The sequence below is a fragment of the Pseudoxanthomonas sp. SE1 genome, assembly GCF_029542205.1.
Classification (GTDB): domain Bacteria; phylum Pseudomonadota; class Gammaproteobacteria; order Xanthomonadales; family Xanthomonadaceae; genus Pseudoxanthomonas_A.
Genome location: NZ_CP113783.1, coordinates 2,832,932 through 2,859,856, shown reverse-complemented (window position 1 = coordinate 2,859,856; position 26,925 = coordinate 2,832,932). Strand labels below are relative to the sequence as shown.

General features: G+C 57.8%; 20 protein-coding genes and 1 tRNA gene. 12 read left to right on the top strand and 9 right to left on the bottom strand.

What is annotated here, in order from left to right; all coding sequences use genetic code 11:
• The first annotated feature begins 19 nt into the window (after window positions 1-19).
• From OY559_RS13465 to OY559_RS13450, 4 genes are all read left to right on the top strand, one after another.
• Window positions 20-910: a HamA C-terminal domain-containing protein gene (locus tag OY559_RS13465; RefSeq protein ID WP_277726754.1), complete on the top strand. Its 891-nt coding sequence runs from the start codon at window positions 20-22 to the stop codon at window positions 908-910.
• Window positions 907-3,450 carry a DEAD/DEAH box helicase gene (locus OY559_RS13460; RefSeq protein ID WP_277726753.1) on the top strand — a complete coding sequence of 848 codons (2,544 nt, stop codon included), beginning with the start codon at window positions 907-909 and terminating at the stop codon, window positions 3,448-3,450. The genes OY559_RS13465 and OY559_RS13460 overlap by 4 nt, the downstream gene beginning before the upstream one ends.
• A gap of 3 nt (window positions 3,451-3,453) precedes the next feature.
• The gene (locus tag OY559_RS13455; protein WP_277726752.1) at window positions 3,454-3,753 is read left to right on the top strand and encodes a DCL family protein; all 300 of its coding nucleotides are present in this window, start codon (window positions 3,454-3,456) and stop codon (window positions 3,751-3,753) included.
• 95 nt (window positions 3,754-3,848) lie between these two features.
• Window positions 3,849-5,054, top strand: coding sequence for a site-specific integrase (locus OY559_RS13450; protein WP_277726751.1), 1,206 nt, complete (start codon window positions 3,849-3,851; stop codon window positions 5,052-5,054).
• Window positions 5,055-5,149: 95 nt separating this feature from the next.
• On the opposite strand, the gene OY559_RS13445 is transcribed toward OY559_RS13450, so the two are convergent.
• Together OY559_RS13445 and OY559_RS13440 are read right to left on the bottom strand one after the other, a co-directional pair.
• Window positions 5,150-5,845 carry a DUF4145 domain-containing protein gene (locus tag OY559_RS13445; protein ID WP_277726750.1) on the bottom strand — a complete coding sequence of 232 codons (696 nt, stop codon included), beginning with the start codon at window positions 5,843-5,845 and terminating at the stop codon, window positions 5,150-5,152.
• 44 nt (window positions 5,846-5,889) lie between these two features.
• Window positions 5,890-6,204 carry a helix-turn-helix domain-containing protein gene (locus OY559_RS13440; protein WP_277726749.1) on the bottom strand — a complete coding sequence of 105 codons (315 nt, stop codon included), beginning with the start codon at window positions 6,202-6,204 and terminating at the stop codon, window positions 5,890-5,892.
• 150 nt (window positions 6,205-6,354) lie between these two features.
• Here OY559_RS13440 and OY559_RS13435 point away from each other — a divergent pair, with 150 nt between their 5' ends.
• Window positions 6,355-6,789, top strand: a complete 435-nt coding sequence (locus tag OY559_RS13435) for a hypothetical protein (protein ID WP_277726748.1) — start codon at window positions 6,355-6,357, stop codon at window positions 6,787-6,789.
• 494 nt (window positions 6,790-7,283) lie between these two features.
• Here OY559_RS13435 and OY559_RS13430 read toward each other — a convergent pair whose 3' ends face one another.
• Complete coding sequence (locus OY559_RS13430) at window positions 7,284-7,850, bottom strand: MarR family winged helix-turn-helix transcriptional regulator (RefSeq protein ID WP_277726747.1); 567 nt, start codon at window positions 7,848-7,850, stop codon at window positions 7,284-7,286.
• A gap of 216 nt (window positions 7,851-8,066) precedes the next feature.
• Here OY559_RS13430 and OY559_RS13425 point away from each other — a divergent pair, with 216 nt between their 5' ends.
• The 4 genes from OY559_RS13425 to OY559_RS13410 all read left to right on the top strand — a co-directional run bounded on the left by OY559_RS13425 (window position 8,067) and on the right by OY559_RS13410 (window position 12,508).
• Window positions 8,067-8,522 carry a hypothetical protein gene (locus OY559_RS13425; RefSeq protein WP_277726746.1) on the top strand — a complete coding sequence of 152 codons (456 nt, stop codon included), beginning with the start codon at window positions 8,067-8,069 and terminating at the stop codon, window positions 8,520-8,522.
• A 121-nt stretch (window positions 8,523-8,643) separates the two neighbouring features.
• Window positions 8,644-9,897 (top strand): hypothetical protein, encoded by a 1,254-nt coding sequence (locus tag OY559_RS13420; protein ID WP_277726745.1) that lies wholly within the window; start codon window positions 8,644-8,646, stop codon window positions 9,895-9,897.
• A gap of 1,050 nt (window positions 9,898-10,947) precedes the next feature.
• A complete protein-coding gene (locus OY559_RS13415; RefSeq protein ID WP_277726744.1) occupies window positions 10,948-11,919 on the top strand; it encodes an HNH endonuclease in 972 nt (323 codons plus the stop codon).
• Window positions 11,920-12,208: 289 nt separating this feature from the next.
• Window positions 12,209-12,508, top strand: coding sequence for a hypothetical protein (locus OY559_RS13410; RefSeq protein ID WP_277726743.1), 300 nt, complete (start codon window positions 12,209-12,211; stop codon window positions 12,506-12,508).
• Window positions 12,509-12,663: 155 nt separating this feature from the next.
• Here OY559_RS13410 and OY559_RS13405 read toward each other — a convergent pair whose 3' ends face one another.
• The 3 genes from OY559_RS13405 to OY559_RS13395 all read right to left on the bottom strand — a co-directional run bounded on the left by OY559_RS13405 (window position 12,664) and on the right by OY559_RS13395 (window position 15,263).
• Window positions 12,664-13,308: a hypothetical protein gene (locus OY559_RS13405; protein WP_277726742.1), complete on the bottom strand. Its 645-nt coding sequence runs from the start codon at window positions 13,306-13,308 to the stop codon at window positions 12,664-12,666.
• Between the two features lie 1,262 nt (window positions 13,309-14,570).
• Window positions 14,571-14,771, bottom strand: a complete 201-nt coding sequence (locus tag OY559_RS13400) for a KTSC domain-containing protein (protein ID WP_277726741.1) — start codon at window positions 14,769-14,771, stop codon at window positions 14,571-14,573.
• Between the two features lie 312 nt (window positions 14,772-15,083).
• The gene (locus tag OY559_RS13395; RefSeq protein ID WP_277726740.1) at window positions 15,084-15,263 is read right to left on the bottom strand and encodes a hypothetical protein; all 180 of its coding nucleotides are present in this window, start codon (window positions 15,261-15,263) and stop codon (window positions 15,084-15,086) included.
• A 797-nt stretch (window positions 15,264-16,060) separates the two neighbouring features.
• On the opposite strand from OY559_RS13395, the gene OY559_RS13390 reads away from it, so the two are divergent.
• On the top strand, window positions 16,061-21,025 hold the full coding sequence (locus tag OY559_RS13390) for an RHS repeat domain-containing protein (RefSeq protein ID WP_277726739.1): 4,965 nt from the start codon (window positions 16,061-16,063) through the stop codon (window positions 21,023-21,025).
• A gap of 862 nt (window positions 21,026-21,887) precedes the next feature.
• Window positions 21,888-21,963: transfer RNA gene (locus OY559_RS13385), tRNA-Thr, on the top strand.
• 67 nt (window positions 21,964-22,030) lie between these two features.
• On the opposite strand, the gene OY559_RS13380 is transcribed toward OY559_RS13385, so the two are convergent.
• Window positions 22,031-23,632 (bottom strand): peroxidase family protein, encoded by a 1,602-nt coding sequence (locus tag OY559_RS13380; RefSeq protein ID WP_277726738.1) that lies wholly within the window; start codon window positions 23,630-23,632, stop codon window positions 22,031-22,033.
• A gap of 434 nt (window positions 23,633-24,066) precedes the next feature.
• On the opposite strand from OY559_RS13380, the gene radA reads away from it, so the two are divergent.
• On the top strand, window positions 24,067-25,467 hold the full coding sequence (radA, locus tag OY559_RS13375; RefSeq protein WP_277726737.1) for a DNA repair protein RadA: 1,401 nt from the start codon (window positions 24,067-24,069) through the stop codon (window positions 25,465-25,467).
• Window positions 25,468-25,602: 135 nt separating this feature from the next.
• Here radA and OY559_RS13370 read toward each other — a convergent pair whose 3' ends face one another.
• Window positions 25,603-26,121 (bottom strand): demethoxyubiquinone hydroxylase family protein, encoded by a 519-nt coding sequence (locus OY559_RS13370; RefSeq protein WP_277726734.1) that lies wholly within the window; start codon window positions 26,119-26,121, stop codon window positions 25,603-25,605.
• On the bottom strand, window positions 26,118-26,909 hold the full coding sequence (gene ccsA / locus OY559_RS13365) for a cytochrome C assembly family protein (protein ID WP_277726733.1): 792 nt from the start codon (window positions 26,907-26,909) through the stop codon (window positions 26,118-26,120). Before ccsA ends, OY559_RS13370 begins: the two co-directional genes overlap by 4 nt.
• Window positions 26,910-26,925 lie beyond the last annotated feature (16 nt).

Sequence of the window (26,925 nt, the reverse complement as noted above, 5' to 3'; positions counted from 1 at the left end):
GGTGGTTGGGGATAGAAAGATGGTCACTTCGTCTGACATTGATAATCTGCTCGCCTCCACGGGCGGTCTATTTTCAAATGTCTACAGTTTTGAGCTGAGCGATCTCGGCTTGCCTGGAAAATCACATCGTGGTGCCGCGATTGCGGTGCAAGACGTCGTTGAGCGTCGCACTGACTTTATTCGCGAGTTACGCAACACAATGTGCTCATGGGTCTATTCAAAAGCCAAGTACCACGAAATACTTTCGAAAGAGCTGGCCTTTAGGAATCAAGATATCCAGAATGCAGCCGCTCACGTTCAAGAGCTCGTCAAGGAGAAGTTTAGGGCGGGCTATCCCCAAGGTCAGTTTGGCGAGTTGCTGCTATTCAATGTAATTCAGCACTACTTCCGAGCTGCACCGATCTTGCGGAAGATGCAAATCACCACAAACCCGGCAATTGAACGTCACGGGGCGGATGCTATCCATTTTCGGCCCGATGGCGAGTTCAACGTTCTTTACATTGGCGAGGCTAAGAGCTATAGCTCAGACTACAAGTTCTCAGAAGCTCTTGGCGCCTCCTTGGATAGTGCGATCACCTCCTTGGATAGAATCCAGGACGAGATGTCGCTCTATGTATATGAGGGATTTATAGAAGAGCCCTTGCTTGCGGTTGCGTATGATGTGAAGCGCAATGCTTTGAAGAATGTCGTATATGACATTGTTTGCGTAGTGAGCTACGCAGAAGTAGGTGGCAAAGCTGGCAAGAACCAGGCGGAAGTAGAAGGCATCATCAGAAACATCGTACGAGATCGGATGTTAGGGTACGCCGACAGCTTCTCCAAGTTTGACCCTAATCGCCTAGGGAAGATTCACTTCTTTGTCATGCCATTCTGGGACTTCAAGGGCATATTGAAGGAGTTCGAGGCGTGATCAAGCTCGAGAAAAGGATAGAGAACTTCGCGAAATCCCTTTATGCGATTGAGCATCGACAGTTTGCCAGCAGATTGGGGCTGCGGGATGATCCAGGTGAGGTGATCGATAGCCCGGACGAGCTTGGAGAGCTAATCTTCTCGATCGATGAGCTTAGCTGGTCAGAAGATGCGGATAAGAAGAGGCTCGCCATTCAGTTGATCGCGCTTTCCTGGGAATATCTTTCCAAGGAAAGGCGAGAAGATTTGCGCGAGTTCCTCATCGTATGTCTGTCTCGACTTGGCGTGGCTCCATCTACGGTCATGATAGACAACTCGTTCTTGCAGAGGAGGCAGTACGAGGCCTTTCATAGCTTCTCTGCTCAGTTAGCTACGGTAGCGTTGCAGCTACCCACGCAAGTGCGAATCGGTCAGATTTCATACCAGCTGACAAGTTTTCAAGCGCGCTCTCTTGATGGGATTGAGCGAAGTCGGATCTCCGGCCTTTCTGCGCCGACATCCGCCGGTAAGTCGTTTGTAATTTATCTCGCTATTATCCGGCATTCCTTGGTCAGTAATTCTCCCTGCGTCTATATCGTTCCCACAATAAGTCTTGTCAATCAGGTTTCGTCAGACATAAGAGGGTTGTTGACAGGGCACGGAATCGATGATTGGCAGGTACTAAACAGCTACGATCCGCATCTGAGCAAGGCAGTTTTTGTGCTGACCCAAGAGCGCGCAATAGTTGCTCTGGATCAGGGGATGATTGCCTCAAGTGTTGGGATTCTGGTGGTCGATGAGGTTCAGAATCTTGAGAGAGTGACGCATGAAGATGAACTAAGGTCGAAGATCCTCTTTGATTTCATGCGTGCGATGCGTTTCGCAAGTAGTGTCGAGAAGATTATTGTTAGTGGCCCTCGTCTGGACAACATAGACAAAGTTGCAGAATCAATATTTGATTCTTCTTCTATTGAAGAGAAAGCTACGGAATCTCCAGTGGCGTCTCTAACTTATTCAGTCGAGTCCACGGCCAGCGGATTTTTTTTGAATCAGCATTCCGATGCTCTTGGTCGGATAGCTTCTCTAGAGATTAATCGTTCTGAGGTTATCGGTGGCGTGGGTCAGAACTCATACACGGAAGAGTTCTATCGCTTCCTTTCCCACGTTGTGTCCAGTCTGGGGGATCGATCTCGAAACCTCATATTTTCCCCTACTGCCTCGCAGGCACGAAAGACCGCTGAGCGCCTTTCTGGCTTCGGAAGTGATGCACTCTCTGGAGGTCTTGACTCTCTCTCATCCTATTTGTCTGAGTCAGTGCATCCTAAGTATCCACTTGTCGCGGCAGTGAAGCGAGGTGTCGCTTTTCACAGTGGTTCCGTGCCTTCTCATGCCCGACTCGCTATTGAGCAGGCGTTTGGCGATGGACTTCTTAAAGATGTGGTTTGCACCACAACGCTGATGCAGGGTGTCAATCTTCCGGCAGATGTCGTGTTCATAAGGAATCCGAATCTCTACGTAAGGAAGAGTGGATCGGGCAGTGCCTCGTTGTCGCCTTATGAATTTGCAAACTTGAGAGGGCGCGCTGGTAGACTCTTGAAGGACTTTGTGGGGCGAACAGTTGTTCTCGATGAGGGTTCATTCAAGTCTGAGGCTCAAGGTGAGCTTTTCGTTGACACCTATAAGGATATCGTCCCTGGTTACTCAGATATATTCGCAAAGGGGAGGGACGAGATCCTGTCTGAAATTGCTATTCCAGGCTCTGCTGAGTCAGATGGATCAAAGTTCTTGGCTTCGCATATCAGGCAGACGGTTTATCGTCACCCTGACTCTGCATTGCAACGTTTGGTTGGCGTTGGAGTATCAGTCCTTAAGGAGCACGTAGAGAAGGTTAGAGCTGATCTCCGCGAGCTTGATGTTGGTCGACATGTAATATTGGCCAATCGGTACTGGGATCCGTTTGATCTTCAAAAGATTAAGGACCACCTCCATGGCGTGAACATGGAGTTGCCGAATGACGTTTGGTCAAAGACTATCGTTGATCGAGTTGTCGAGCTCCTGCGATTCCAGTCATTGATTTCCCCTTACTACTACCGTCGGCATCTCGGATCGAGTTCAAGTGATCCGTACTTCCTCGCTCTGGCACTGTCTGCACAGAGTTGGGGTCGTGAAGTGAGACTTCGAACAATCATCGATGATCGGCATTTCTCAGGTGATTTCGCGGACAAGGTTGAGGATCAAGTTGAACTGATCTACAAGAAGGTGGTCTACGGGCTTACCGCCATTCTCAAGCCCATATCTGATATTCAAGAGTCTGGTGCTGCGTTGCTTGCCGCATTTGAGAGCGGTGTCTATCACCCGGTTAGTAGGTATCTCGTGTCTGCAGGGCTTTATCGCGAGACCGCTGTGTTGGTTCGTCGGAAGCTCCTGGCGAATGTTCGAAGTGATGAGCTTGACATTGCTGCAGTTGCCTCCAGTCGCCTGCTTGGCGGCTTAGACAAACTTGACCCCTGGACACGGCGTCAAGTGGAGCCTGTGATCCGTTATCAGATTAGAAGGAGTTAGATCATGGGAAGGGCGCAACCTGTCGATCTTGGCTTAAAGACCTTTCGCTCCGAATCTGCTGCTCGTGAGTTCTTTAAGGAGATGCTAAATCGGTACTCACCCGGAGATACGGTTTTTATTGATGATGATTTACTTCTTCGTGAGCTGATTAAGCGTCATCCCGAAGCGGAAGCGAAGATTGGGGAGGGTATCGACCACTTCGAAGTGATGAGTCATTCGTTCAATTCGCAGTGCTTCGCCGTTCATCGAACGGATGGGAGCTTCGAGGATTTCTCCTACACCTGGTGTGTTTCAGCTGGATAGAGTTTGGTGCTCCCCTGTTGAGGACGGTCCTCATCCAAACACCGTAAGCCGGGCCATCCTACGCTCTGGGCATCGACCCTACATCGGTGCCCAGCATGCGTATCACCCTGACCAAGCGTCTTGTCGCCCAAGCCCAGCCCCAGCCCAAACCCTACGAAATGCGGGACATCCTCGTTAGGGGCTTGATCCTACGTGTGCAGCCCAGTGGGCATAAAGCGTGGGTCGTCACCTGGCAGCATGGTAAGCGCCGTACGCTCGGTTCGATTGAGCACCTAACGCTGGAGCAAGCCCGAGCGTACGCGTCGCAGGCCGTGGCTGAGGCCGTCCAGCAGCGTTTGCCAGCACTGGCGACGATCAAGCAACGAGCCTGCACCCTGCGGGAGTTCCTTGATGACCATTACGCCCCTTGGGCTGCTACCGAGCTACGCCGGGGTAGCAAGTACGTCATGCGGATCAAGACACACTTTGCGGACCTGCTGGACCGGTCCTTGTCAGATATCGACGTGGCGACCATCAATCGCTGGTGGTCGGACCGTCTGACCCCTATCAATGGCAAACGCGCTGTAGAGCGCATCACGGCTCATCGGGACTTTTCGACACTTAGGGCGGCCTTGTCCTATGCCGTGGAGTGGCGCTTGTTGGACCGTAACCCGTTGCTGGGAATGCGTCAGAAGTCCGTACAGGGCCGCAAGGTCGTCCGCTTCTTGTCGCCCGATGAAGAATCCCGGCTGCGTACTGCCCTGACAGCGCGCGATAAGAGAGGCGTACAGGGTCGGGCTAACGCCAATGCTGACCGTCGGCGTTACGGTCAAGCAGTGCTGCCGGACCTACCCGAAGACGGCTACACGGACCATTTGACGCCGGTAGTCCTGCTTGCCATGAACACGGGCATGCGCCGGGGCGAGCTGCTTTCGCTGGAATGGTCTGATATCGACCTCGGGGCCAAGATCATCACCGTACAGGCCCGCAAAGCCAAAAGCGGTAAGCAGCGTCATATCCCTTTGAACGCCGAAGCGTTGCGAGTCGTGACCAAGTGGCGCGAACAGTCCGTAGCGGTAGGGCAGGTGTTTGAGCCGCAGGACGTCAAGAAGGGCTGGGCTGCGTTGCTGACAACTGCCAAGGTCACAGGGTTCCGGTTCCATGATTTCCGTCATCACTTCGCCAGCAAGTTGGTCATGGCAGGCGTGGACTTGAACACTGTCAGGGAGCTATTGGGTCACGCCGATTTGGCAATGACACTGCGCTACGCACATCTGGGGCCCGAGCATCTGGCTGCGGCTGTGGAGATGCTTGTCGCATAGCAGAGATTGAGTGAAGAAGTGCTGTTAGCTGCGCCTTCGCCTTACAGCAAGTGCGTGCCATCGCGTCGCCGTTTGAAATTGCATAGACGCCAGCCTTAGTGCCCTGCACGTCGACCGTCACGCCGATCCTTTGCCAACTTCAGTCTTGCTGGTTCCGTATACAGTCGTTCAAGCAAGGCTACCGTGAAGTCCTCGATATCCGCAGCATCGTGCTCGGAGAGATTTCCCTCATGGGCGCCGTCATTGCCATCTTCTTTGATGGCTTCGGACAATTCTCTCAACCCTTCCGGAAGCCTCCCTGTGTCAAATAGCCATTTCAGACGCAGTCCAAGCGAACGGCGAATTACGGCATTCAGACCCTCGACTCCATTGTCTGGCAGCCGGTCCCATGTGGCCAGATCGACGCACAGGCGATACATGGAGGCGGAGGCGTTGTGGCAGTCGACTGCCATACAAGTGGCGCCTTCACGAAATGCCGTCTCTATGTGAGCGGGAAGGTGCTCTGGGGGGGATATTGCCGCTTCATCTTTTAAGCTGATGTGAGTCTTGACTTGCACTAATGCGTTTATGTTGCCGGGCTGCTTGTGAAGTCCCTGCTGCAGGTAGTCGCCATACCTTGGATCGGACTGACGCAGAACAAAGATCGTTCCTTGGTTGCAGTTCCGGCAAATTCCAAACGCCTCGGCAACGCGTGCCCATTGATACTCAGTGCCCACAAGGTGGGAGTGGGGGATATCGAACGTAGTCTTCGCGGCATCGCAACGCGGACAATCTGTTACAAGCTCTGCCATCGTTAGTTCCCCAGCCAAAGTTGATTGGCTACCTAAGTCTTGAGCTACTGGCTCGTGCGGATTGAGTCCAAGATCTCTTGCCGCAATGTGCCATCGAGTTTCTCGTACGCGAGTATCCATTCCGCAAGACCGGGGTCTTCCGCAAACAGGTAAGCAAGAGGCACACCCAAGGCTGCGGCGATTTCTGCAGCTGTGTCCATATCAGCGCGCGAGGTCTGTTGCTCATAGCGATTGATTCGGACGCTGCCGTTCTTCTTGGTCATCCCGAGCATCGCTCCCAACGCGCGCTGCGACACGTCCCGCATCGCGCGGGCGTCCTTCAGTCTTTGCGCAAAGATGGCTGTCGCCTTGTCGGGCAAGCGGAATCAACGGTCTATGAACCTCCCGCATGTTCACCCTTGCGCCTCACTGTGCGAAGACTCTACAGTTTCTGAAGAGAGGGGTAAACCGGTCCGGGAAGCACAGATGACCGGCTAAGCCCTTGATCCGTCGACAAAGGGGGTCTACCTATGAAGCGTTTCGCCGTGTTCTGCTTGATACCTGTGCTGGCCGCAGCCTGCGCCACCAGCCCTATCGCCCTGACCGACGCAAAGCCGGTCCCAGCTGATCGTGTGTTCGCCTACAGCCAGCCTATCGACGGTCCCAGCGGGCAGCTGGTCATCGTCAGGGATCAGGGTGCCTTCGGGGCTGCCTGCCCGATTGCCGTCTATGTGGACGGGGTCGTAGCCGCCCACTTCCGGACATCTGAGACCCTGACGCTGCACCTTGCGCCAGGTCAGCATGTGATTGGGGCGGGACCGTCAGGCGCTGGGATGTGCTCGTGGACGAACGAAGCGGCCCATCGCCGGGAAATCTCCCATACGGTCCAAGCCGGCAGCCAAGCCAAGATGCGCCTGTCCATCACACAGCAAGGCTTGTACCAGATCACACCCACCGCTTTCTGAGGACGCTGCCATGAACCTCGGAAAGTTCGGACTCGTCTTGTTCCTGCTTGGGCTGGTTGTCGCTGGCGTAGCCGGAATGCAGCGTATGTCCCTTGAGCGCCAAGCTATCCATGCCAACACCCAGTCGGTACTGACGTACGACAGCTTCGGCAGTATCACGTCCAGCAATGCTGCCCAGCAGGCCCGTGACTTACGAAAGCAACGGGATCGTATGACCCCTTGGATGGTGGGCGGGGCTGTCGGAGCATTGCTGGGGCTGGGGTTGATCTTCGCAGCCGGTTCCAGCGATGGCCCAACGAGGACGTGCCCGAGGTGCGCCGAAGCCGTCCGGGCGGCTGCTGTGGTCTGCAAGCACTGTGGCTCCGAGCTCAGCCCTATAAGCGAACAGCCCGGAAAGTCTTCATACAAGGCATTGGCTAAGGCTGCAGAAGAAGCTGAGCGTTCTCGGGACCAGCGAAGCAACTAACTCTCCGCCGCTCGACGCTCTCGGCGCATCAGCGAAATCGATCAAGATTGTTCAACATGCGTGGTATCAGGAACCAGGAGGCATAGTCCTGCTGGCGCGAACCCGTTTCGCCGAGCACCTGCCCTACGTGACTCACAATAAGATCGGCTTCGTTTAGCAGCTTCAGTTTCTCGGGATGTATTTGAAGCTCCACTCGGCGACCATCCGTGCCGCGCTCTTCAATCAGCATCCCCTTGTTACGAAGCTGCCCAAGAGTCACGGCAACTGTGCGCTTTGTCAGATCAAAGTACTTCTCGATCTGCTTCGGTCCCACGGGAAGCTGTGTCTTGAATCCTTGCTCGTCTCGAGGCTCCCGAATGAATCGAAGAACGGCGTACTCCGCATAGGTTAGGCCCGCGCGGCTCAACTGGTGGTCGACTACCCTCCGAAGTCTTCTCTCAAGCGCGAAGATGCCGTCAATACGATCTGCAAATGCGGATCTGCCTACTTCACGCTCCAAGCTTTCTCGGACAGGCTTCGGGAGGCCTGCAAGTTGGCGGCTCGGACGCTCGCCGAACTTTGCGTGTAGCAAGCCCAGTGCTGCCCGTAGCGTCATCTTTGGGTCCTATAGGGGTGCATGCATCCCTATTTTAAGGTGCCGGCGCGATACTGCAAATGGCTACTGTTGGTGCGTTCTACTGTCGTTGGGCCCCATTGCATCTTTGGCTCTGATGGGGTTCCTCCCATAGGCAAGATCTTCGTGCGTCGCAAGGCGCAAGGCCGCGAGACTGAACATTCAGTCCGTGATTGAACCCGCACGGAGACAAATGCAATGCCGAAACCTTTTAATTTCACGCGTATCAAGCGTCTGCATGACGCCCGCAAGATCGGTCCCGATGAGTCGGCGAAGGTCGAGCAACAAATCGCCGAAGAATTGGTCGACTATGAGGTGCTTGAACGCGATCAAGTGACACGCGCTAACGCTCACCGCCAGAATGCCCATCTCCGACCGTTCCAAGCGGCTGAAGAAGTATCTGATGCGCTGGACCTCAACCTTGCTAAGAAGAGCAAGGGGAAGTACGACCCCAAGTATGCCAATGCACGAACTGTCGAGGACTTGTGGGTTCTGCGTCAAGCCATCGATAGCATCGGTATGCCCTACCAAGAATACATCGGTAGTGCTTTGCAGTACGTAGGGCGGCCAAATGGGCGAAACCCCCGAATCACTCAACTGACCAAGCCTGACGTGGTCATGCATGTTGCCCGCAAATCGGCGGGCGCGCCGTAAAAGGCGCCTTTTGATCCAAGAGATCCGCGCGAATCACTTTCGCAGCGACTGGTAGGCGCCTACCAGCTCTGCTCCCACCATTGATCGCATAGCACCCAGACGCTGGGTGGAGGGCGAAGCCATGTCCGAAGATGCAAACGACCACGATCAGAAAGGCAATAAATCACACAAAGCAACATGGAGCGGGCGTAGCAAGCCCAAGAAGACGCTATCCAAGTCCGAGAAGGCAAGGCGTGCCAAGAATCGCGAAAAGGGCTATCCGGCCGAAGTCGCATTGAAGACGCCCGGACCCAAGCGCAAGTTCTACTTGAATGACCGACATGTCGATAAACAAGCAGTGCTGGATGCCGCACGTTCGAGCGGCGACAATTCTTCAATTGCGAAAGCCGAGCTCACGATATCGCGCTCCATCATCCCAGCGGAGCGATTTCTTGAAGAGCCCGATTTGCTTGGGCGGGCGTTTGTGCCGTATCGCTATCAAAGCCCATGGAGGCGGACCGAGAACTTCGCGAAGAAGTTCGACCAAGTGTTCCGTGAGTATGAGGATCGCTACTTTGGCAAGTCCATTCCGGCGCCATCCCGTGAAGCCTTATCGCTATGGCCTGACAGCGACATCATCGCCCTATGGCGCGCAAGGCGGCATGCAGATTCGCTCGGCATGCCATACAACTTCTACATCCGGACGGCATTTGATTACCGCTTTAAGACCGGCTATAGGCGTTGTCCGAAGCCGGGGCAGCTTTGGCATGGCAAGAAGATCATTGAGCACATCGCTAAGGAATTCGAGACGCAAGGCGGGAACTCAGCCTTACGCGAGTACGACCCGGCAGTCCTCGATCCAATGTTCCTTGTAGAGAACTACCGGGGTGATCCCATCCAGCGAGCCGCGCATGACGACCTGCGCTTGAAAGCCAAGATGTTCCCCGACTTCTTCAAATTGAGCATGATGTTGAAGAGCAGCCGAATCATCACGGAGGGGGCAGCACGACAGCAATTCGGGGACGAGGCGGTGGATCGCGTGCAGGATTACACCCCACATCGGATGAGGGAGCTGTCCGTTCCGCCAACGGAAGCGCAGCGACCAAAGCCGGGCTGCTTCGGTATGCACGAGCCCACTGCGACAGACTGCCCGACATGTCCGGTACGGGTTGAGTGCCAGGTATTCCAGGCACAGGTGGACGCTATAATCCTCGCCGAGTATGGATCCATCGATCCCGTGAAAGCAGCCACCACCAATGCAGCGACACTGCGGAAGCAAAGGCAGCGCGAGCGCGAAAGGCTGGATCGGAAGGTGGCCGGATCGGAAGGTGCTGGCCACGCCGTCGAGGTTGAATCCGAGATGTCTTCAAATGAAGACCGGAGGCCGAAGCCGTAGGGTTGGGATGTCACGATCTCTATTCTTTTTTAGTAGTTATTAATAGCTTCTTTAGAAGCTATAGAGATCGTGACATCTGAAGTTGTTGCACCAGCATATCCCTTCGGTGTCATCGGGGCCTGCGGCCCCTTGCCACCTTCGGGATATGCGTTGCGCGCCCCTTCGGGGCACGCAGGCTTGCTATCTCCGAGAGGTTAGCGACTGCAGCATCCACCTGAGTCGCCCAGACACTTCCGGAATGCCTCCCAAGCCGCTCCGGAAGCACCCTGAGGCGTTCCGGTATTTTTGATGAAGTTGTGTCGCCCCAGAACCGCGACGGCTCCAGAAGGCTTCCTGTTGCGTTTTAGGTATGAAGTGCCCGGAGCTGCCTTGATGTTGCCGGCAACGACGGAACTCCATCCGTAACGCAACGAAACTCCATGCCGGGAGCCGTTCCTCCCCAATATTCGGCGAGTCGGTCGGATGTGCTCGTGCCTGCCGTGCTCGACCTACCAAGGCCACGCCTGCTTGTATGAAGTGTCAGCCCATGTTCTGCCTTACACCAACGGCATTGCCAGTCACGTCCTGAATCCTACCGGCGACGTTTTCGGCGCCTTGGCTTCCCGGGCGGCTTGGGTGGTTCGGGTGGCTCCGGAACCCACACCCTCGGTTCACCCACTGGCAGCGTAGGCAGCCCTGCCTTACGGGGTAAGGCTGCGATCTCGGCCCGCAAGCGGTTCACGTTCACCAGGGCCCATCGTTCGGCCATCTTTTTGCCATGAGGCACCGTCGGGGAAACACCACAACAGCGCATCCCCGGCTGCCACTCTCGGTGTCGATTCACGTGCACCAGCCAGTCACCGGGGACACGCTTGGAAATCAGGGCAACTTCCCGACCATCGATCTTCAGCCAGTGCTGGTCGTAGCGTTCCAGATGAGTCCACTGCATGGGGGCGTCGTCCATGAAGCGATGGTAGAGATGGCGATCCCACGGCTTGAGACGTCGGGGCTACGGGTGACGACAGGTAGTTCCCCCGGTATCGTTCTCGGGTCCACTTGGAGGGGTAAGTGATGGCGGAAGAGGGAACTAGCTGGAACGACCGTGAGCTTGCTGCAGCCGTCCTTGCTTATCGAAAGATGCAGGAGCTTGATGCATCGGGAATCGCGTACAACAAGAGCAAGATCTACAGGGACTTGGGGGCCAGGTTCGGGCGTGATGCCGGTGCGTTCGAGCGACGGATGCAGAACATCTCCGCTGTGCTATCGGATATGGGGCAGGCGTGGCTGAAGGGACTTGCCCCTCTTGCCAACGTGGGGCCTCGGGTCACCCCGAAGCTACGTAGACTGCTTGAGCCGGATGGCATGGCCCCATATCACGCGAAGCTTCCAGCGATGCGGCATTGGCTGATCGAAGTTGCGCGTAAAGCCGACACCGCGACGTATGGTGCTCTGATGGCTGCTTTCTCCCTGGATCGGTTCAATCTTCGCACGGCATTGGGCGCACTCGGGCACGAGGCGCATCACAGGGGTGAGCCGATTCTTACGGCGCTAGTGGTCAATGCGGCCACTGGACGTTGTTCTGCCGGCCTTGAAAGAGAGTTTGGGGTAGTTGACGACGAGGCTGAGCGACAACGGCTATATCAGTACTGGCGTCGAAACCCGGATACGTCGATGACTGACCTTGAGCCAGCTGGGAACTCGCTGGAGCAGCGTGCGAGCAAGTTCGCTAGGCAGGCTGTGCGCCCCGAGCAAGCGGCTTTCCGGAAGCGGGTCTATCTCGCGAGCAACGGCATGTGCGCCGTCAGTGGTTGCAGCATTGGACGCGCTCTAGACGCGGCTCATATCAAAGGCAGGGACTGGCGCAAGGGCCACAACAAGGCCGGCGACGGTCTTCTGCTACGGAAGGATCTGCATGCGCTCTACGACTGCGGGCTGCTGGAGATCGACAAGGCGGGTGTCGTGTCATTGAGAGATGCAGCTCGGGACCACTATTGCAGCTACGAAGGAAAGTCCATTGCTACGGTGGCAAAGGCGAAGAAGTAGGCTGTGCACCAGGCGCCCTCAATGACGCCTGGTGCGTCTCCGACGCTTCTGTGCTGTCAGCCTAGCGGTTGACCTGGGAGCCAGCCAGGTAGCGTCCCTCGCAGCTATGGAGATAAGTCGGTCCCGGCTTAAGGGACGTCGCCCGAGACGGGCAGGGGCGCTGGGTTGGTCCGGTAGTGCTTGATCCGCAAGGGGATCAGCGTCGGACCCAGCCAAAGGGGCGACGCATCGCAGATGCGCCGCTCTGCCGTATCATTCCGACAAGGATGATCCTCATTACAGTACCACGATGCCAACAGCCCTAGACGAGCGCATTAGCCGACGATTCTGGTTTGAGCACAGTTCCGGGGAACGCCTTTACCCCTACAAGCTTCGCGACAACAAGACGGGGCGGGTGACCTACCGTGTAGCCATTGGTCAAGCAGGGGCAAACAAGGTGGAGAACCAAGTGCAGCTGGACGACGTGGAAGACGTCTATCGGTACGTGTTTGGCAAGAACTACTCGGTTCGGATGTGCTCACCTGACGGCGAGACTGAGGGCATGTACGCCAAAGATGGTTACAGCATCGTTCGGACGTCCGAAGACTAGCCAAGTGTCTCCGGGAGCCTGCGCCGCTCCCCTGACTGACCCCAATGCGGGTGATCCGCGTTTCGGGACATGGAAGTCTTAGAGCGGTGCCGGGACTGCCGCCCCGAGTGAGCCAAAGTGGAGGGTGGGGCGGATGCACTCCATACAGGGAGAAACTAAGACTCGCTTAGCTCGTCAAGAAGGCGCGTGTAGCGTTCTGGGACCAAAGCATACTCACCCCAGCCGAGATGCTCTGCACACAAGCCGATCCCGTTTGGAGTGATGCGCGACCAAAAGATCACGTAGTGATCGATCTTGCTCTCATCAATGCCTCTCGACTCTTGTTCTACATGGTTCTGCTTTAGGAAAAAGTCGGCGATATCTGGTCCGGAGTAGAGTCGAGTCATACGGAGGTGATACGGCTGAGGGTTCGGACTCGGAATGAAGCTCCTTTGTATCTTTCCGAAGTAGAGCTTAGGTACTTCGTCCACATCACTGATGCTGGTAACCGGATGCAACAGGTCATACAGTGGTTGGGGATTCGTGTGGCCTGGAAGAATGAAGTAGCGATGCAGATTCGTATCGAGTCTTCGACATAGCATCTGGATAGACGAGATCCGAGTGGGCAGCCTGAATGTTTGTCCTCGATGTCGTGCTATAGGCACCTCAGAAACAGGGCCTGCTATGTCCTCAACAGGTGTCTGTTGATACATGCCGACCGATTCTGGCGATGTAGGGTGGTCCCTCATAAATTGGTTAATCAGAACCAGATCTTCCCTGTCGAGTGCCTCTGCGGCAGCTTCCTCGGTATCGAAGCGCATTCCCACTGGCTTGGTTGAGCGAAGCTTGCATGGCACATCGCTGTATCTTGGCCAATGAACGAAACAGGCCTTCCTGCCGTTCCTGAACCTTTGTCGTTCCTTCGGAGACCGACTTACATGGGTGAAGCACTCAGGGCAGAAAAGTCTTCCTTCCATGTCAATGGTCGCATCAGCTGGGATGATCGGCTCGCCCGACTCGGCGAGCTGTTGCCTATTACCTCCCTCGACCTCCCACGTCGGGTGATAGAGAGCGAACTTTATTCTTTGCTCTGTCATTTTTTCTAAACTCAAGATGCTGAAGTGCTGGGATGCGCTTTCCTTAGATGCTGCAGTACGTCGTCAGGGCGAGATATGACAAGCCCGAAAAGAATGCCGCATATCGATGGAGGGATCGATGAAAGAACGGAGGCCGCCCGAGGTTGAAGCGTCGCTGTAACCGACTTGATTAGGATGGAGAGCGAGGGGAGTAGGAATAGAAGCATGAGAGCCATTACCAGTCTTCGAACGCAATAGGCCAAAAAGGCACTTGGAAATTCTGCATATAATTGAGTCTCGTCTTGCCTTCTCTTAAGCCATATCTTGGCTTGCGTCGCACCAGCGCTGAGGGCGCGCCGAGTGAGAAGTTTCAAACGGCCGAAAACAGCGAAGACGCCTAACGCGAAGCTGGCGATTCCAATGAGGGTGTTGGATGTTTCAAGGTTCATGCGTTCTACCGATTGTCAGACTAAACGCCATATCGCTTCCGTCCGCCTGAGGTGATGCAGTAGCGTCCGCCACGAGGTCCGATGCACACTAGGTTGCCCGAACAGGGGCAATTGCTATCCGAGTAATTGGATCGGGCTGGCTGGTAGTTGGTCCGCGGTCTCGGCTGTGGCGTATAGCAGCCAGCCCCCGAGCAAAGCAGCTTCGAGGACACCCAGCGTTCTGGTGATCCCGTCGGAGTGATCCTTGCCCAACCATTCCTGTGTTCGTATACGTGCACCGTATCGCCACCAGTCGACTTGTCCACTACGGACCCATTGGGCGAAGAACGCTGGTTGAGCGAACTCGTCGCAACGTACATTGGCTCAGCCGGCTCGGCTATTGGCGCTTGCACGAGTTGCGACGAGGTTGCTACTGGGGTAGCGGGAGTAGTGTCCTGCTTGCGGTGGTCATCCTTGCTGGCCCGGCACATTGCGACAAGCAGGACGAAGCCCCCGATTATCCAGAATCCTGTAGTCCCCTTCGATCTCGCGCGCATGTTCATGGTACCTAAGAGCGGATTAGCATTGGTACCTGTCGCGGATATGGTCGTTGTAGTAGGTGCCTTTGGATCTGGCGTTCAGCAGGCCCTGGAAAATGTGTGCCGGAACCCCGCAGAAGTCATATGCATCCCCCTGTATGAAGCGAATGCGCATCCGCATCGTCCGCTGGTCGTAGCCAATTGCTGATATGGCCGATGAATTCACATGAATCATGTCCATGCGTAGTTCCTCCTTTTCGTCGTTGCTTATCGACGCTTCCCTGGCTTCTGCGTGAGCACACTTCCAGCGATTGCCTTATTTGCCCTACCGGTTTGATTGCTATCCAGTGCTTTTGATGCTTTGGTTGCGATCTTGGGGGATGTCGTCTTGCCGGTGCCGGCCTGTGCCAAAGCACTGCCTGCAATAGACTTCGCAGCCTTGCTTGAGTTCGGGCTGCGAAGAACTGCAGACGCTTTCGAAGCGATATGGGTCGAAGTCTTCTCGTTCTTAGCCATAAATCCTCCGGGGAATATTCAAGGTGGTCGGGAAGCGTCACTTGAATAGCTTCGCGATAAAGCGGAAAAGCTTCGCAGCCGAAGACTCAAGCCCCATCGCTCGCTTCGTCCGGCGCTTCGCGTTCTTGGGTGCATTCAGCACGCGCGTGACCTGATAGACCCCGAGGTCGCGCTTAAGCTTCTTCTTGACGGCTGTCGCGCCCAAGAGAGTCTTCAAGCTTGGCTTGCGATACCGAATTCGCATTTCTGGCCCCTAACGAATGCGGCGCGTTCACCCCTGTCGGCGCCCAAGCCGATCCTCCGCCCGAATGTGACGGGCGTCAAGTGCGTTCAGGGTTTGGTAAATGCGTGTAGCGACAAGGGGTTCGTCAGCTAGTCGTTAAACGCAATGTACGAATAGGGGTTGCGGCGTTCGCTGGGAGCATTGGAAGTCCTAGAACGGCGTTGGAAACGCAGCCCCGAGCGCGCCGAAGTGGGGCATCGGGCGGATGCACTCCATACAGGCATCCCGCACTGTGACGCGAGCAGTGACCTACATACGCTTACCTGCACTCCCGACTTTCCAAGACGGATTTCTTGGGTGTAGTTTTACCAGAAGGGGGACAATAGGTAAGCGAATAGGTTTGGACTGCAATGAGCTGAATTGGCTGTTCGAAGATGAAGCTTCGGATCGCGGAAGGCCAGGAAGCGAAGGCTCAGACGAATGAAGGTGGCGCGGAGTCATGCTGTGTGAGCGCGGGGAAATGTTGCAATAACCATCTGCCGTCCGGGGTACGGCCAATGGCTGGCACTTGACCACCCTTACAGCTAGCGCTGCACCCGAATCAGCCAAGCCCCAGACTGAGCTAGCGCATGCCAAAGTTGCGCGCGACTGCTTGATCGGCTTGGAATGGATGTAGGAAATGCGCTGTGAAATATGTTGGATCAATGTCGTAATAATCAGGTAATTCGTTGCTCACGAATACAACTAAGTATGTAACCGAACGGATATTCCTGTTTACAGAAGGGATTCAAATGAAGTTTATAGTCATTGCAAGTCAAAAAACATGGTTTAGCGTATTCATCCTGCTTTGCGGTTTTCTGATGTATGACGAAGCCATTGCTCAAGTCAATGTATGGGATAGTTATTCCGAGAAAGTTAAAGCCGGATCGCAGATTGCCGCTCTTGGTCCAAACGTCTTCGGCGACAGTGTTGATCTCTACACTGGACGGACTACCTTTGTACAGGAAGATATTTCCCTTCCAGGAAACAATGAGTTGCCGGTTAGGTTCGCTCGCGCATATTCGCCTGAGTCTCTTATAAGAAGCGGGATTCTGGGCGATTGGTATCCCGACATTCCGCGGATCTCGGGCATCTTTCCAACTAGCACAGGTTGGAAATCGTCTATGCCTGGCGACCCCAATCGACGCTGCTCGGTCGACACCTCCGACCACATGAAAGCAACCCCGCCTGTCACATACGGTACAAGCAGCGGGGTTGGTGCGTTCTCGAGTGCTGAATATTGGACCGGAAATGACTTGTACATTCCAGGCATAGGTAGTCAGCGCTTGGTTGTTATTGCCCCGGGAAATAGTAATCGACCGTCAGAGGGCGGTCCGTACTATTGGACAACTGCGAAGAATTACGTTGTTTCTTGCGTTGGTTCGACGGCCAATGGGATTGCCGGTGAAGGATTTGTTGTCACTTCACCTAAGGGAATAAAGTACCGATTCGACTGGCTTGCTAGGGTTGCATCTCCTTACACGCTGACTTTGAAGAAGCCCATAACTCAATGCTCGGTTCCTATGCCCGCATGCTATACGGAACTGGCGCGCAGTGAATATTGGTGGCTTCCAACGCGAGTAGAAGATCGTTTTGGTAACTATGTCACCTATACGTATGACAGTTCGCACCCTGAGCGTATAGCTTCCATACAATCAAATGACGGGCGAACAATCTCGTTTATCTATGATGCTTCCGGAAGAATCGCTACTGCGACTGCTAATGAACGCACATGGATATATAGCTATGTTAGTGCCAGTAGCGATTACGGCTCGGCTCTCAATCGAGTTGATCAGCCTGACGGCAGTAGTTGGATTTTCGATCTGAGCGCAGTTCAGCGCAGGCTGGTGGTGGGGTCCCTGTACAGCGACTGCACTGGTCCATCTGCACCAGGCTCTTTTGGTGGTTCTTCAACTGGCTCGATGACATCGCCATCAGGTGCCGTCGGGACCTTTACGTTCGTGCAATGGAGGCACGGTCGCTCCCATGTGCCTCGCTCGTGCGTGATGATCCCTAATGGCGGTAGCTATGCCGCCTATTCGCAAGTAGTTGACGCGATCTCGCTTGCAAAGAAGCGTTTGCATGGACCGGGTATAGATGGCGCTATTGAATGGGACTACTCATATGAAGATGGTAGGTTGAGCCCCTCGGGGTGGTCATACGCGGACGCCTGTACTTCCTCTACGTGCCCTACGACCAAAGTTACCACTGTTGCGGCAAATGACGGCACATGGACGAGCTATACACTAATCAAGAAGTATGGCGCACAAGAAGGTCTGATCAGTTCGACAGCTACAGGCTCAAACCAAACGCAGACTCGCGTCGTCACTGAGACCTTTGTGGCGGCGAATTCCCAGCCTTGGTTTCCTGCCTCTGTCGGCAGTGATCCCTGTTACAGCTGCGACCATACTGGTGAATCGTATAGCGTCACTTCTGGTACAGCGATCACTCAGGACGGAAGCACGTTCCAGCGTACCGTTACGAATTTTGACTCATTCGCGCGGCCAACTAGCGTGACGCGCTCTGGGCCATCGGCATCGCGATCAGACACTATTTCCTATTTTGACAATACAGCGAAGTGGGTATTAGGACAGGTCGCGCAGATCAAATGTGTCGCACCGACAGGCTTGCCGCCGCTCGGATGTGGTTCCTCCGGTACGGTGGAGAATGAGAGCACCTACGATGCCATCTATGCATTGCCATTGACCTATACATTGTTCGGCAAGCAGGTGCAAACGTTGACCTATGAGACGGCAGCTGCGATATCCACGGGCCAGCGCGGCACACTCAAGACGGTCAAGGACGGCAACGACAACATCACTACACTCAGCAACTGGAAACGTGGAATCCCACAAACTATTCAGTTTCCCGCCACCGATGAATCGCCATCTGGTGCGATTCTCTCTGCTGTGGTAAGCGATCTTGGCCTGATCGAGCTCTTGAGGAACGAGGCTGGCTTTCCAACTTGTTATCAGTACGATCAGATGGGACGCCTTTCCCGCGTGACCTATCCTTCGATGGGCAAGATCTCGCCGGCAATATGTGGCACGGATGAATGGAATCCGACAGCCTTTGACTTTCAGCAGGTCGCAGTCGCCGAGTACGGCATCCCAGCTGGCCATTGGCGACAGACGATCAGCACCGGCAACGCTCGCAAGATCACCTACTTCGATGCGTTGTGGCGTCCGCTGGTCACCAAGGAGCTGGATGCGACCAATACGACGACTGAAACTCTGACCAAGCGGTTCCAGCGGTTCACCTACGACCATGACGGCCGGGTCACGTTCGCCTCGTATCCCGGCGCGACCGATGCGCTGACGACCGGCACCTGGAAAGAGTACGACGCACTGGGACGCACCACCTCGGTCAGTCAGGACAGCGAACTTGGAGCCCTGACGACGCTGACGACCTACTCCGGCGACAGCGCAGGCCCCTACACCCGCGTGACGGATCCCCGCGGAACCCAGACGGTCACCCGTTATCAGATGTTCGATCAGCCCAACTATGAGCTCCCGGTGCTGATCGACCTGGCGCAGAACAAGCCCGAGCGCGCGGCAGTCGACATCACCCGCGACGTGTTCGGCAAGCCACTTTCCATCCGGAAGCGGAACAACGCCAATACCGTCTCGTTGACACGCAGTTATGCCTACAACGCCCACCAGGAGCTATGCCGCTCGGTGGAGCCAGAGACAGGCGCCACGCTGATGGGCTACGACGGTGCTGGCAACGTCTTGTGGAGCGCGGCCGGGCTCCCGGCCGGTCAGGCTTGCGAAGCTGCGGGTACCAGTGCCCCGGTCGCCGCGCGACGCACTGACCGCACCTACGATGCCCGCAACCGGATCAAGACCCTTACCTTCCCGGATGGTCGGGGCAACCAGAGCTGGACCTACACGCCCGATGGTCTGCCTTCTGGTATCACGACCTATAACGAAACCGGCAATGCCTATCCCGTCGTGAATGCCTATACCTACAACAGGCGGCGTTTGCTTACCTTCGAAACCTCGGGCCAGACAGGCTGGTATACGTGGGGCCTGGGCTATACGTACAACGCCAATGGGCATCTGAGCGCCCAGTCGTATCCGGACGGGCAGAGCGTCTCCTATGCGCCGAACGCGCTAGGGCAATCTACGCAAGCCGGCACCTATGCCACTGGGGGCAGCTACTACCCCAACGGGGCGATCAAGCAGTTCACCTATGGCAACGGCATCGTGCACACGATGACCCAGAACGCACGCCAGTTGCCGGCACGCAGCACGGACGTGATAGGCAGTAGCAAGCCCTTGGATCTGGGCTACACGTATGACGCCAATGGCAATGTCGGCAGCATTACCGACTACCTTGCCGGTGCGCGGCAGACCCGCGGCATGAGTTACGACGGTCTGGACCGCTTGATCCAGACCACGTCCAGCATGTTCGGCACCGCCAGCTACGGGTACAACGCGCTGGACAACCTGACATCGTTGAAGGTGACTGGCGGCAGTCTGGCGCGTGACCATACCTACGTCTACGACACGAACAACCGTCTGGGCAACATCAAGAACACCGTCGGTGGGGCCACGGTGGTGGGACTTGGGTACGACCCGCAGGGCAACCTGGCCAACAAGAATGGGCAGTTGTATTCGTTCACCTACGGCAACCGGCTGCGGGAAGTGCCGGGCAAGGAGAAATACCTGTACGACGGGCATGGTCGCCGGGTGGAAAGTCGGACCACCAACTACTCGGTATGGCAGTACAGCCAGTCCGGTCAGGTGATGTACTCGCACGATGCGCGCAACAATCGGAAGACGAACTACATCTATCTCGGTGGCAGCCTGGTGGCCCTGCGCGAGCTGCCCATGTCGGGTGGAACGACGGTCACGGTGAAGTACCAGCACACCGATGCGCTGGGCACGCCGATTGCGGTGACGGATGCAGCCAAGGCCATCGTCGAGACCAGCGAGTACGAGCCTTATGGGCAACTGGTGAACAGCACGCTCAAGGACGGGCCGGGGTACACGGGGCATGTGCAGGATGCAGCCACCGGGCTGACGTACATGCAGCAGCGGTACTACGACCCGCAGGTGGGGTTGTTCCTGTCGGTTGATCCGGTGATGGCTTATGAAAGTCCAGTGGGAATGTTCAATCGGTATAGATATGCGAACAATAACCCATATAGATTCGTTGATTCTGATGGCAGACAATCAAGAGACTTGGAGAATGAGTACAAGCGGTCGGGAGCTCGACCGCCGCCCAAACAGGGGCCGAGCTTCGTAGACTGGTTTTGTGGTGGATCTTGTTGGGATGCATTTGAGCACGACATTCTCCAGTATCCTGGTTCTGGTGGTCCAACCGTTAGCACCGCAAAGGGGATGTTGAGTTCGCTCTTTCGGCGCGGCGGTGGGCGCTCGATTGGCGCCGGCAAGCAAGCGATAGGAGAGGCTAGAGAACAGATTGTTGCTCGCCTTACGAACGGTGCCGTTTCTGGTGAAAAAATAACAAGTAAGACTCTAGGGTCAACAGATATTGACGTAATCTCTGGCGTGGGTGATCTGATCGCCGTAGGGGGGGCTGCGAAAGCCGGTAACTTAGGCAATTTAGGTCGCGTCCTTAGGATTTACTCAGAAGAGGCCGCCAATAGAGGTGTTCGCGCTCAAGCCTTCTTTGAACGTGGGACGCCAGATGCAGCGATAAAGCTTTCCGAAAAACTTCTTGGGAAAGATAACGTGAAGGTTTTCTAATGTACATTAATAGAATTTCTATTGGTCCTGTCCGCCAAGAGGATTTTTTGATAATCATATCATCTTATTTGGCTAAGGACGGTATTGGAATCTCAAATCCCTCTAGTGATCTTGCGTCGGGGTATTGTAGTAACGGAGATCGTATTGAAATTCCTGCGAGCACCGGAATCGAATATTTGTTTTCAAGATTGAGTGGAGTTCAGTTCTGGATTGGAGCGTCCGAAGATATTTATTTATCATGGGAGAGGGATGGGTTTGTTGATCTTCACGTGGATGGATTGAATTGGCATCAGCTTGAGTCGGTTGCGGTATCGGCCGCAAAGGCGGTAACGACTTACTCGCTCGATAGGTCTACTGATGTTGCAGTCCAGTTTGAGAGAATCTAAGTGCGCTCCGGTTGTGATGAGTTGGTTCACCAATTCGGAGATTGCGTCGGATTCAACGTCCCAGGGGCGGTTTGCAGATGACGGACGGGACTGCAAGCCAGGCCCGGCTCTCCAGCGGCAGGAAACATAGGGGTCAGAGTACGTTCCTGACAAGCCGCGCTGGCTGCTTCTGATCCTGTGTTGCTCTCTCCGCGGCTCTCCGATTCTCAAGGTGCAGCGGACAGTGGGCTCCAGAACACCGGAGGAATGGACGTGCCAGGAACGATGCGCCTGGATCTGCCAGGAGTGACGCAGCATGTGGTACAGCGAGGGAACGACAGGCAGGCATGCTTCTTCCAGCCTGTGGATTACGCACGCTATTGCTGGAAGTGCAAGTGTTACTGAAGGCATCCCCGGCTTCCCAAAGGCTTACCGCCCCATCCCCGACACCCCACATTGACCCACCCCCCGCCCCAACCCCTAAAATTCGCGGCTCCGCCGGAATAGCTCAGTTGGTAGAGCGGCGCATTCGTAATGCGTAGGTCGTAGGTTCGATTCCTATTTCCGGCACCAGCTGCATCAGAAGGGCCGCCCGCAGGGGCGGCCCTTCTGCTTTCAGCTCACAGCACGGCCCGCCGGCTCAATCCCCGATCGGGTTGATCTCGTCCACGAAGGTCAGCAGGTCCGCCATGGTGTACCGGCCCGCCGCCGTGGGCGTGACCCCCGGCTTGAACAGGCTGGGCTCGAACAGCGGATTCTGCCGGCGGAACGACAGCGCATCGCTGTCCAGCAGCCCGATGAACGTCTCCGCCACGATCCGGCTGCCCACCTGGCCCAGCCGGTCGCCGTTCTGCTGCACCTGGGCCTCCTTCAACAGGTAATACCAGAGCGGGGTATTGCCCCCCAACCCCTGCGCCACGAGCACCTGCCCATCCGGCCCGCCGCCCAGCTCCTGCGGGGTCAACGGGGTCAGCTGCATGGCCGCCGCCACCGCCTGGCCCGAGGGCAGGCCCATGCGGACACCGCGCATCAGATTGCGCGTGGGCAGCGAACCACCCCCGTTCGGCAGGCCGTGCAACTCCGCCGCCAGCAGCGGATCGATCTTGCGCGTGGCGTCGGGCGTCACCCCGCCACCGGGCAGATCATAGAAACGCCGCCAGTCGATGATCCAGTCGCTGGGCACCGGAATGTCCGCCGTGTTGCCGCTTCCCGACACGCCACTGAAGCGGAACAGCAGCGCCAGCGTCGCCGGCGCCACGCCTCCGGGCCCGAAGCGGAAAACGCGGTTGTAGTTGTACGCATTGCGCACCTGCGAATGCCCGAAGCGGTACGCCGCCACCGAGAACTCCACCGGCATGAACGCCTCGCCGGCGAAATCGAAGAACCGGCGACCGTTCTGCACCACGTCGGCCAGCACCGCGGCATCACACAGCCGTCCCAGGAAATCGTCGATCACCATCCGCTGGTAGTGCCAGGTGACCAGCTTCCGCGCCTCGGTGAACAGGCCGGCCTGCGGAAAGCCCTCCGCCTCCAGCTTGTCGACGCACTTGTTGTGCAACTTGATGAAAGCCAGATGGGTCTGCGCGACCACCAGGTTCTCATCGTTGCGCGGATCGCCGATCACCGCCGTGCCATTGAGCCGCAGCAGATCGTTCGGCATGCCGGCCGGGATCGACGCATCGCCCTGGCCCGTCTGCGTGGCGCCCACGCGCAGCTTGCGTCGGCCGGGTTCGTACAGATACGGCTGCGTGGACGGGCCGGTGCCGTACACCGAGTCGAGATCCAGCTTGGGCGTCCGGAAATTGAACACCGCCTGCGGATCCACCAGCACTTCCGGCATGGCGGTGGGGTCGAAGGTGATGTCGTGATCGATGAACTGGCCGAGATACGTGAAGCCGGAAGGGATGCCGGGATTGTCGCGGGTGGGATCGGCGCCGGCCGGGTCGCGCATGGCATCGCCCAGCGCGGCCAGTGCGGCGTCGTCCACCACCAGCCCGGGCAGGTTCGGAAACATGCGCCCGAACCGGCCGGGATCGAACACCGGACCCTTGGGCGGCGGCGTCTCGTTGCGGGGGTCGTAACCGTGCTGCGGCCAACTGGCGGGCGATGCGCCGTAGCTGTAACTGCACTTGCCGTATGCATGCGTGTTACCGGCGGCGGGTGCGGCCTTCGGGATCACGCGGGCCGCCTTGGGAGCGCGCGTGGATGCTTTCTTTGCGGACGTCTTCTTCTTGACAGCCATGGTGAATCTCCATGTTCGGAAGTGGAGTGCCGACGACATGGCAGGGGCATGCCGCCGGCACCACGTGCGATGGACGCGATGGCGTTTTCCGGGAACGTGATCGGAAGACACCACCGCGACGTTTGCAGCCACATCGCGTGAATGCCAACGCGCCGGTGGCGATGCGCCGGCCTACCGTATGTCGAGAAGTGCCGGGTTTCGCGCGGTGTTAACGCTGTCCGGCGATACCACGGCGCGCGGGTGATTCAGTCGCTCAATGAAAGCGATAGGAGGTGCCTTCCGCGGGTGCGGTTCGCACCGTGCACAGGCGGCCGCGTATTCGCGAGGCGATGGGATGCGCCGACCTGCGCTTCAGCGACGTGGTCGCCTCGTCCGCACGCGATGGATCTCGCCAGGCGAGATTGCGGGCGGCTACAGTAGGTGCTCATTCGAGCATGAGCGTTCCGGTGGCCAAGACTTCCACGAAGACCCGCACTGCCTTCGTCTGCGGTGAATGCGGTGCCGACCACAGCAAGTGGCAGGGCCAGTGCGCCGACTGCGGGGCGTGGAATTCCCTCAGCGAGATCGTGCTGGAAACCGCTACCAGCGCGCCCGCCGCCGCCCGCCGCTCCGGCTGGGCCGGCAAGGCCGAGGCGCCGAAGGTCACCGCGCTGAAGGACGTACGCCACAGCGAGGAAGCGCGCGTGAGCACCGGCATCGGCGAGTTCGACCGCGTGCTGGGCGGCGGGCTGGTGGAAGGCGCCGTGGTGCTGGTGGGCGGCGACCCGGGCATCGGCAAGTCCACGCTGCTGCTGCAGGCCGTGGCGAAGATGTCGGCCAGCCTGCCGGCGCTGTATGTCACCGGCGAGGAGTCGCTGGCGCAGGTCGCCGGCCGTGCGGTGCGCCTGGATCTGCCGCTGGACAACCTGCAGGCCCTGGCCGAGACCGGCATCGAGAACATCCTGCAGCACGCCTCGGTCGCTCGACCGAAGCTGATCGTCGCCGATTCCGTGCAGACCCTGTGGACCGAATCCCTGACCGCCGCGCCCGGTTCGGTCAGCCAGGTGCGCGAGAGCGCGGCGCGGCTGGTGCGCTACGCCAAGGAGACCGGCACGGCCGTGTTCCTGGTGGGCCACGTGACCAAGGAAGGCGGCATTGCCGGCCCGCGCGTGCTGGAGCACATGGTGGACGCGGTGCTGTATTTCGAAGGCGAGAGCGGCAGCCGCTTCCGCGTGCTGCGTGCCTTCAAGAACCGCTTCGGTGCGGTCAACGAGCTGGGCGTGTTCGCCATGGGCGAGAAGGGCCTGAAGGAAGTGCCCAATCCATCGGCGATCTTCCTCTCCGGCAGCGCGCAACAGCCGGGCAGCTGCGTGATGGTCACCCGCGAAGGCACGCGCCCGCTGCTGGTGGAAGTGCAGGCGCTGGTGGACAGTTCGCCGCTGTCGAACCCGCGCCGCGTGGCGGTGGGCCTGGAGCAGAACCGCCTGGCGATGCTGCTGGCCGTGCTGCACCGGCACGGCGGCGTGGTGGTGGGCGACCAGGACGTGTTCGTGAATGTCGTCGGCGGCATCCGCGTGCAGGAAACCGCGGCCGACCTGCCGGTGCTGCTGGCGGTGCTGTCCTCGCTGCGCGACCGCCCGCTGGCCGAGAAGACCGTGGCCTTCGGCGAAGTGGGCCTGTCCGGCGAGATCCGCCCCGTGCCGAACGGCGAGGAGCGCCTGCGTGAAGCCGCGACGCACGGTTTCAAGCGCGCCATCGTGCCCAAGGGCAACGCGCCGAAGTCGGGCACGTTCAAGGGTCTGGAAGTCGTTGCGGTGGAGCGGCTGTCGCAGGCGCTGGAAGCGGCGGCGGAGTAGGGGCTAGCGCGGATTCCTTGTAGGAGCGACGTGAGTCGCGACCGCGAGATCGACACACCTTGGAGGGTCGGCGCGCGCGTCAGCCGTGCGGTCGCGACTCACGTCGCTCCTACAAGAAGCAGGTCGCGACGAGCATCAGAGCCGCATTCCCAGCCAGATCACCGCTGCCGTCGAGACGCGCACGACCGGGGTCAGGATCGATGGCCAGAAGGCGCCGGAGCGCATCGCGTCACGGCCGTGATCGTGATGCTCCTGTTCTTCCGCCACGATGCGCGAGACGGCATCGAAGGCATCGGGATCAGTGGACCCCAACTGCTGTCGTTGCTCCATCAGGTGCTGCAGCACCACGCTTTCGACGGCACAGGTGGTGGCCGCGATGGCGGACGGTCCCAGCAGGCCGGTCAACAAGCCCAGCATCCAGCCGCCGGCACCACATAGCAGATAGCTGCGGCAGCGACGCACTCCGCGCGCCTGCAGGCGATCCCGGAACAGCGCGCGATGGCCGAGTTCGTGATCGAGAAAATGCCGGAGCAACGGCGTCATCTGCGACGCCGTCCACCGCGACACCAGGATCTGCGCACGATAGAGGTTGACCGCGCCGTGTTCGCCCGCGTGATCGACCTTCAGGATCCGGTCGCCCAGCGGCGTACTCAACCGCGCCTCAACACCATCTCATAGACGAACTTGCTGCCGAAGAACGCCAGCAGCAGCAACGCCATGGCCGTCAGGGTCCAATGCACGGCCTTCGCGCCGCGCCAGCCGTAGCGCCAGCGGCCGACCAGCAGGGCGCCGAAGGTGAGCCACGACAGCACGCTGAGCACGGTCTTGTGGGTCAGCTTCTGGACCAGGAAGTTCTCGACGAACAGCACGCCGGTGAGCAGCGTGGCGGTCAGCAGGATGAAGCCGACCGTGATCGTGCGGAACAGCAGGTCTTCCAGTTCCGTCAGCGGGGGCAGGGCACGCAGCCAGAGGTGGAACTCGCGCCGGCGCAGAGCGCGTTCCTGCGCCCACAGCATCAGCGCCAGCACGGCGGCGATGGCCAGCGCCGCGTAGGCCAGCAGCGCGAGCCAGGCATGCAGTTGCAGGCGCCAGTCCAGCCCGCTGGAGGCCCGGTGCCCGTACAGGTGGTAGACCACCAGCAACAACGCAGCCAGCGGGAACGCCACGACGCCGAGGGCGGCCATGCGGCCCTGGATGGCGACCAGCAGGGTCATCACCGCCATGCCCAGCGCCACCAGCGACAGGGCCGCGAAGAAGTGCATGTCCGGGCCGCCCGGCGTCCGCCAGGCCACCAGCAGGTGGTAGGCGCCATGCAGCAGCACGCCGCCGATGGCGGGCCACAGCCACAGGCGCATGCCTTCGCCCGGATCGCGGCCGACGGAGCGGACCAGCAGGCCGGTGGCGAACAGGTAGAGCGCGACGGCAATGAGAATGACTGTCATCGGAGCAGTGTCGCAC

Coding starts and splice junctions, on each gene's coding strand:
- OY559_RS13465 (WP_277726754.1), top strand. CDS start 20: ATGGTCACTTCGTCTGACATTGATAATCTGCTCGCCTCCACGGGCGGT.
- OY559_RS13455 (WP_277726752.1), top strand. CDS start 3,454: ATGGGAAGGGCGCAACCTGTCGATCTTGGCTTAAAGACCTTTCGCTCC.
- OY559_RS13450 (WP_277726751.1), top strand. CDS start 3,849: ATGCGTATCACCCTGACCAAGCGTCTTGTCGCCCAAGCCCAGCCCCAG.
- OY559_RS13445 (WP_277726750.1), bottom strand. CDS start 5,845: ATGGCAGAGCTTGTAACAGATTGTCCGCGTTGCGATGCCGCGAAGACT.
- OY559_RS13435 (WP_277726748.1), top strand. CDS start 6,355: ATGAAGCGTTTCGCCGTGTTCTGCTTGATACCTGTGCTGGCCGCAGCC.
- OY559_RS13430 (WP_277726747.1), bottom strand. CDS start 7,850: ATGACGCTACGGGCAGCACTGGGCTTGCTACACGCAAAGTTCGGCGAG.
- OY559_RS13425 (WP_277726746.1), top strand. CDS start 8,067: ATGCCGAAACCTTTTAATTTCACGCGTATCAAGCGTCTGCATGACGCC.
- OY559_RS13420 (WP_277726745.1), top strand. CDS start 8,644: ATGTCCGAAGATGCAAACGACCACGATCAGAAAGGCAATAAATCACAC.
- OY559_RS13415 (WP_277726744.1), top strand. CDS start 10,948: ATGGCGGAAGAGGGAACTAGCTGGAACGACCGTGAGCTTGCTGCAGCC.
- OY559_RS13410 (WP_277726743.1), top strand. CDS start 12,209: ATGCCAACAGCCCTAGACGAGCGCATTAGCCGACGATTCTGGTTTGAG.
- OY559_RS13405 (WP_277726742.1), bottom strand. CDS start 13,308: ATGCGCTTCGATACCGAGGAAGCTGCCGCAGAGGCACTCGACAGGGAA.
- OY559_RS13400 (WP_277726741.1), bottom strand. CDS start 14,771: ATGGACATGATTCATGTGAATTCATCGGCCATATCAGCAATTGGCTAC.
- OY559_RS13390 (WP_277726739.1), top strand. CDS start 16,061: ATGAAGTTTATAGTCATTGCAAGTCAAAAAACATGGTTTAGCGTATTC.
- OY559_RS13380 (WP_277726738.1), bottom strand. CDS start 23,632: ATGGCTGTCAAGAAGAAGACGTCCGCAAAGAAAGCATCCACGCGCGCT.
- radA (WP_277726737.1), top strand. CDS start 24,067: ATGAGCGTTCCGGTGGCCAAGACTTCCACGAAGACCCGCACTGCCTTC.
- ccsA (WP_277726733.1), bottom strand. CDS start 26,909: ATGACAGTCATTCTCATTGCCGTCGCGCTCTACCTGTTCGCCACCGGC.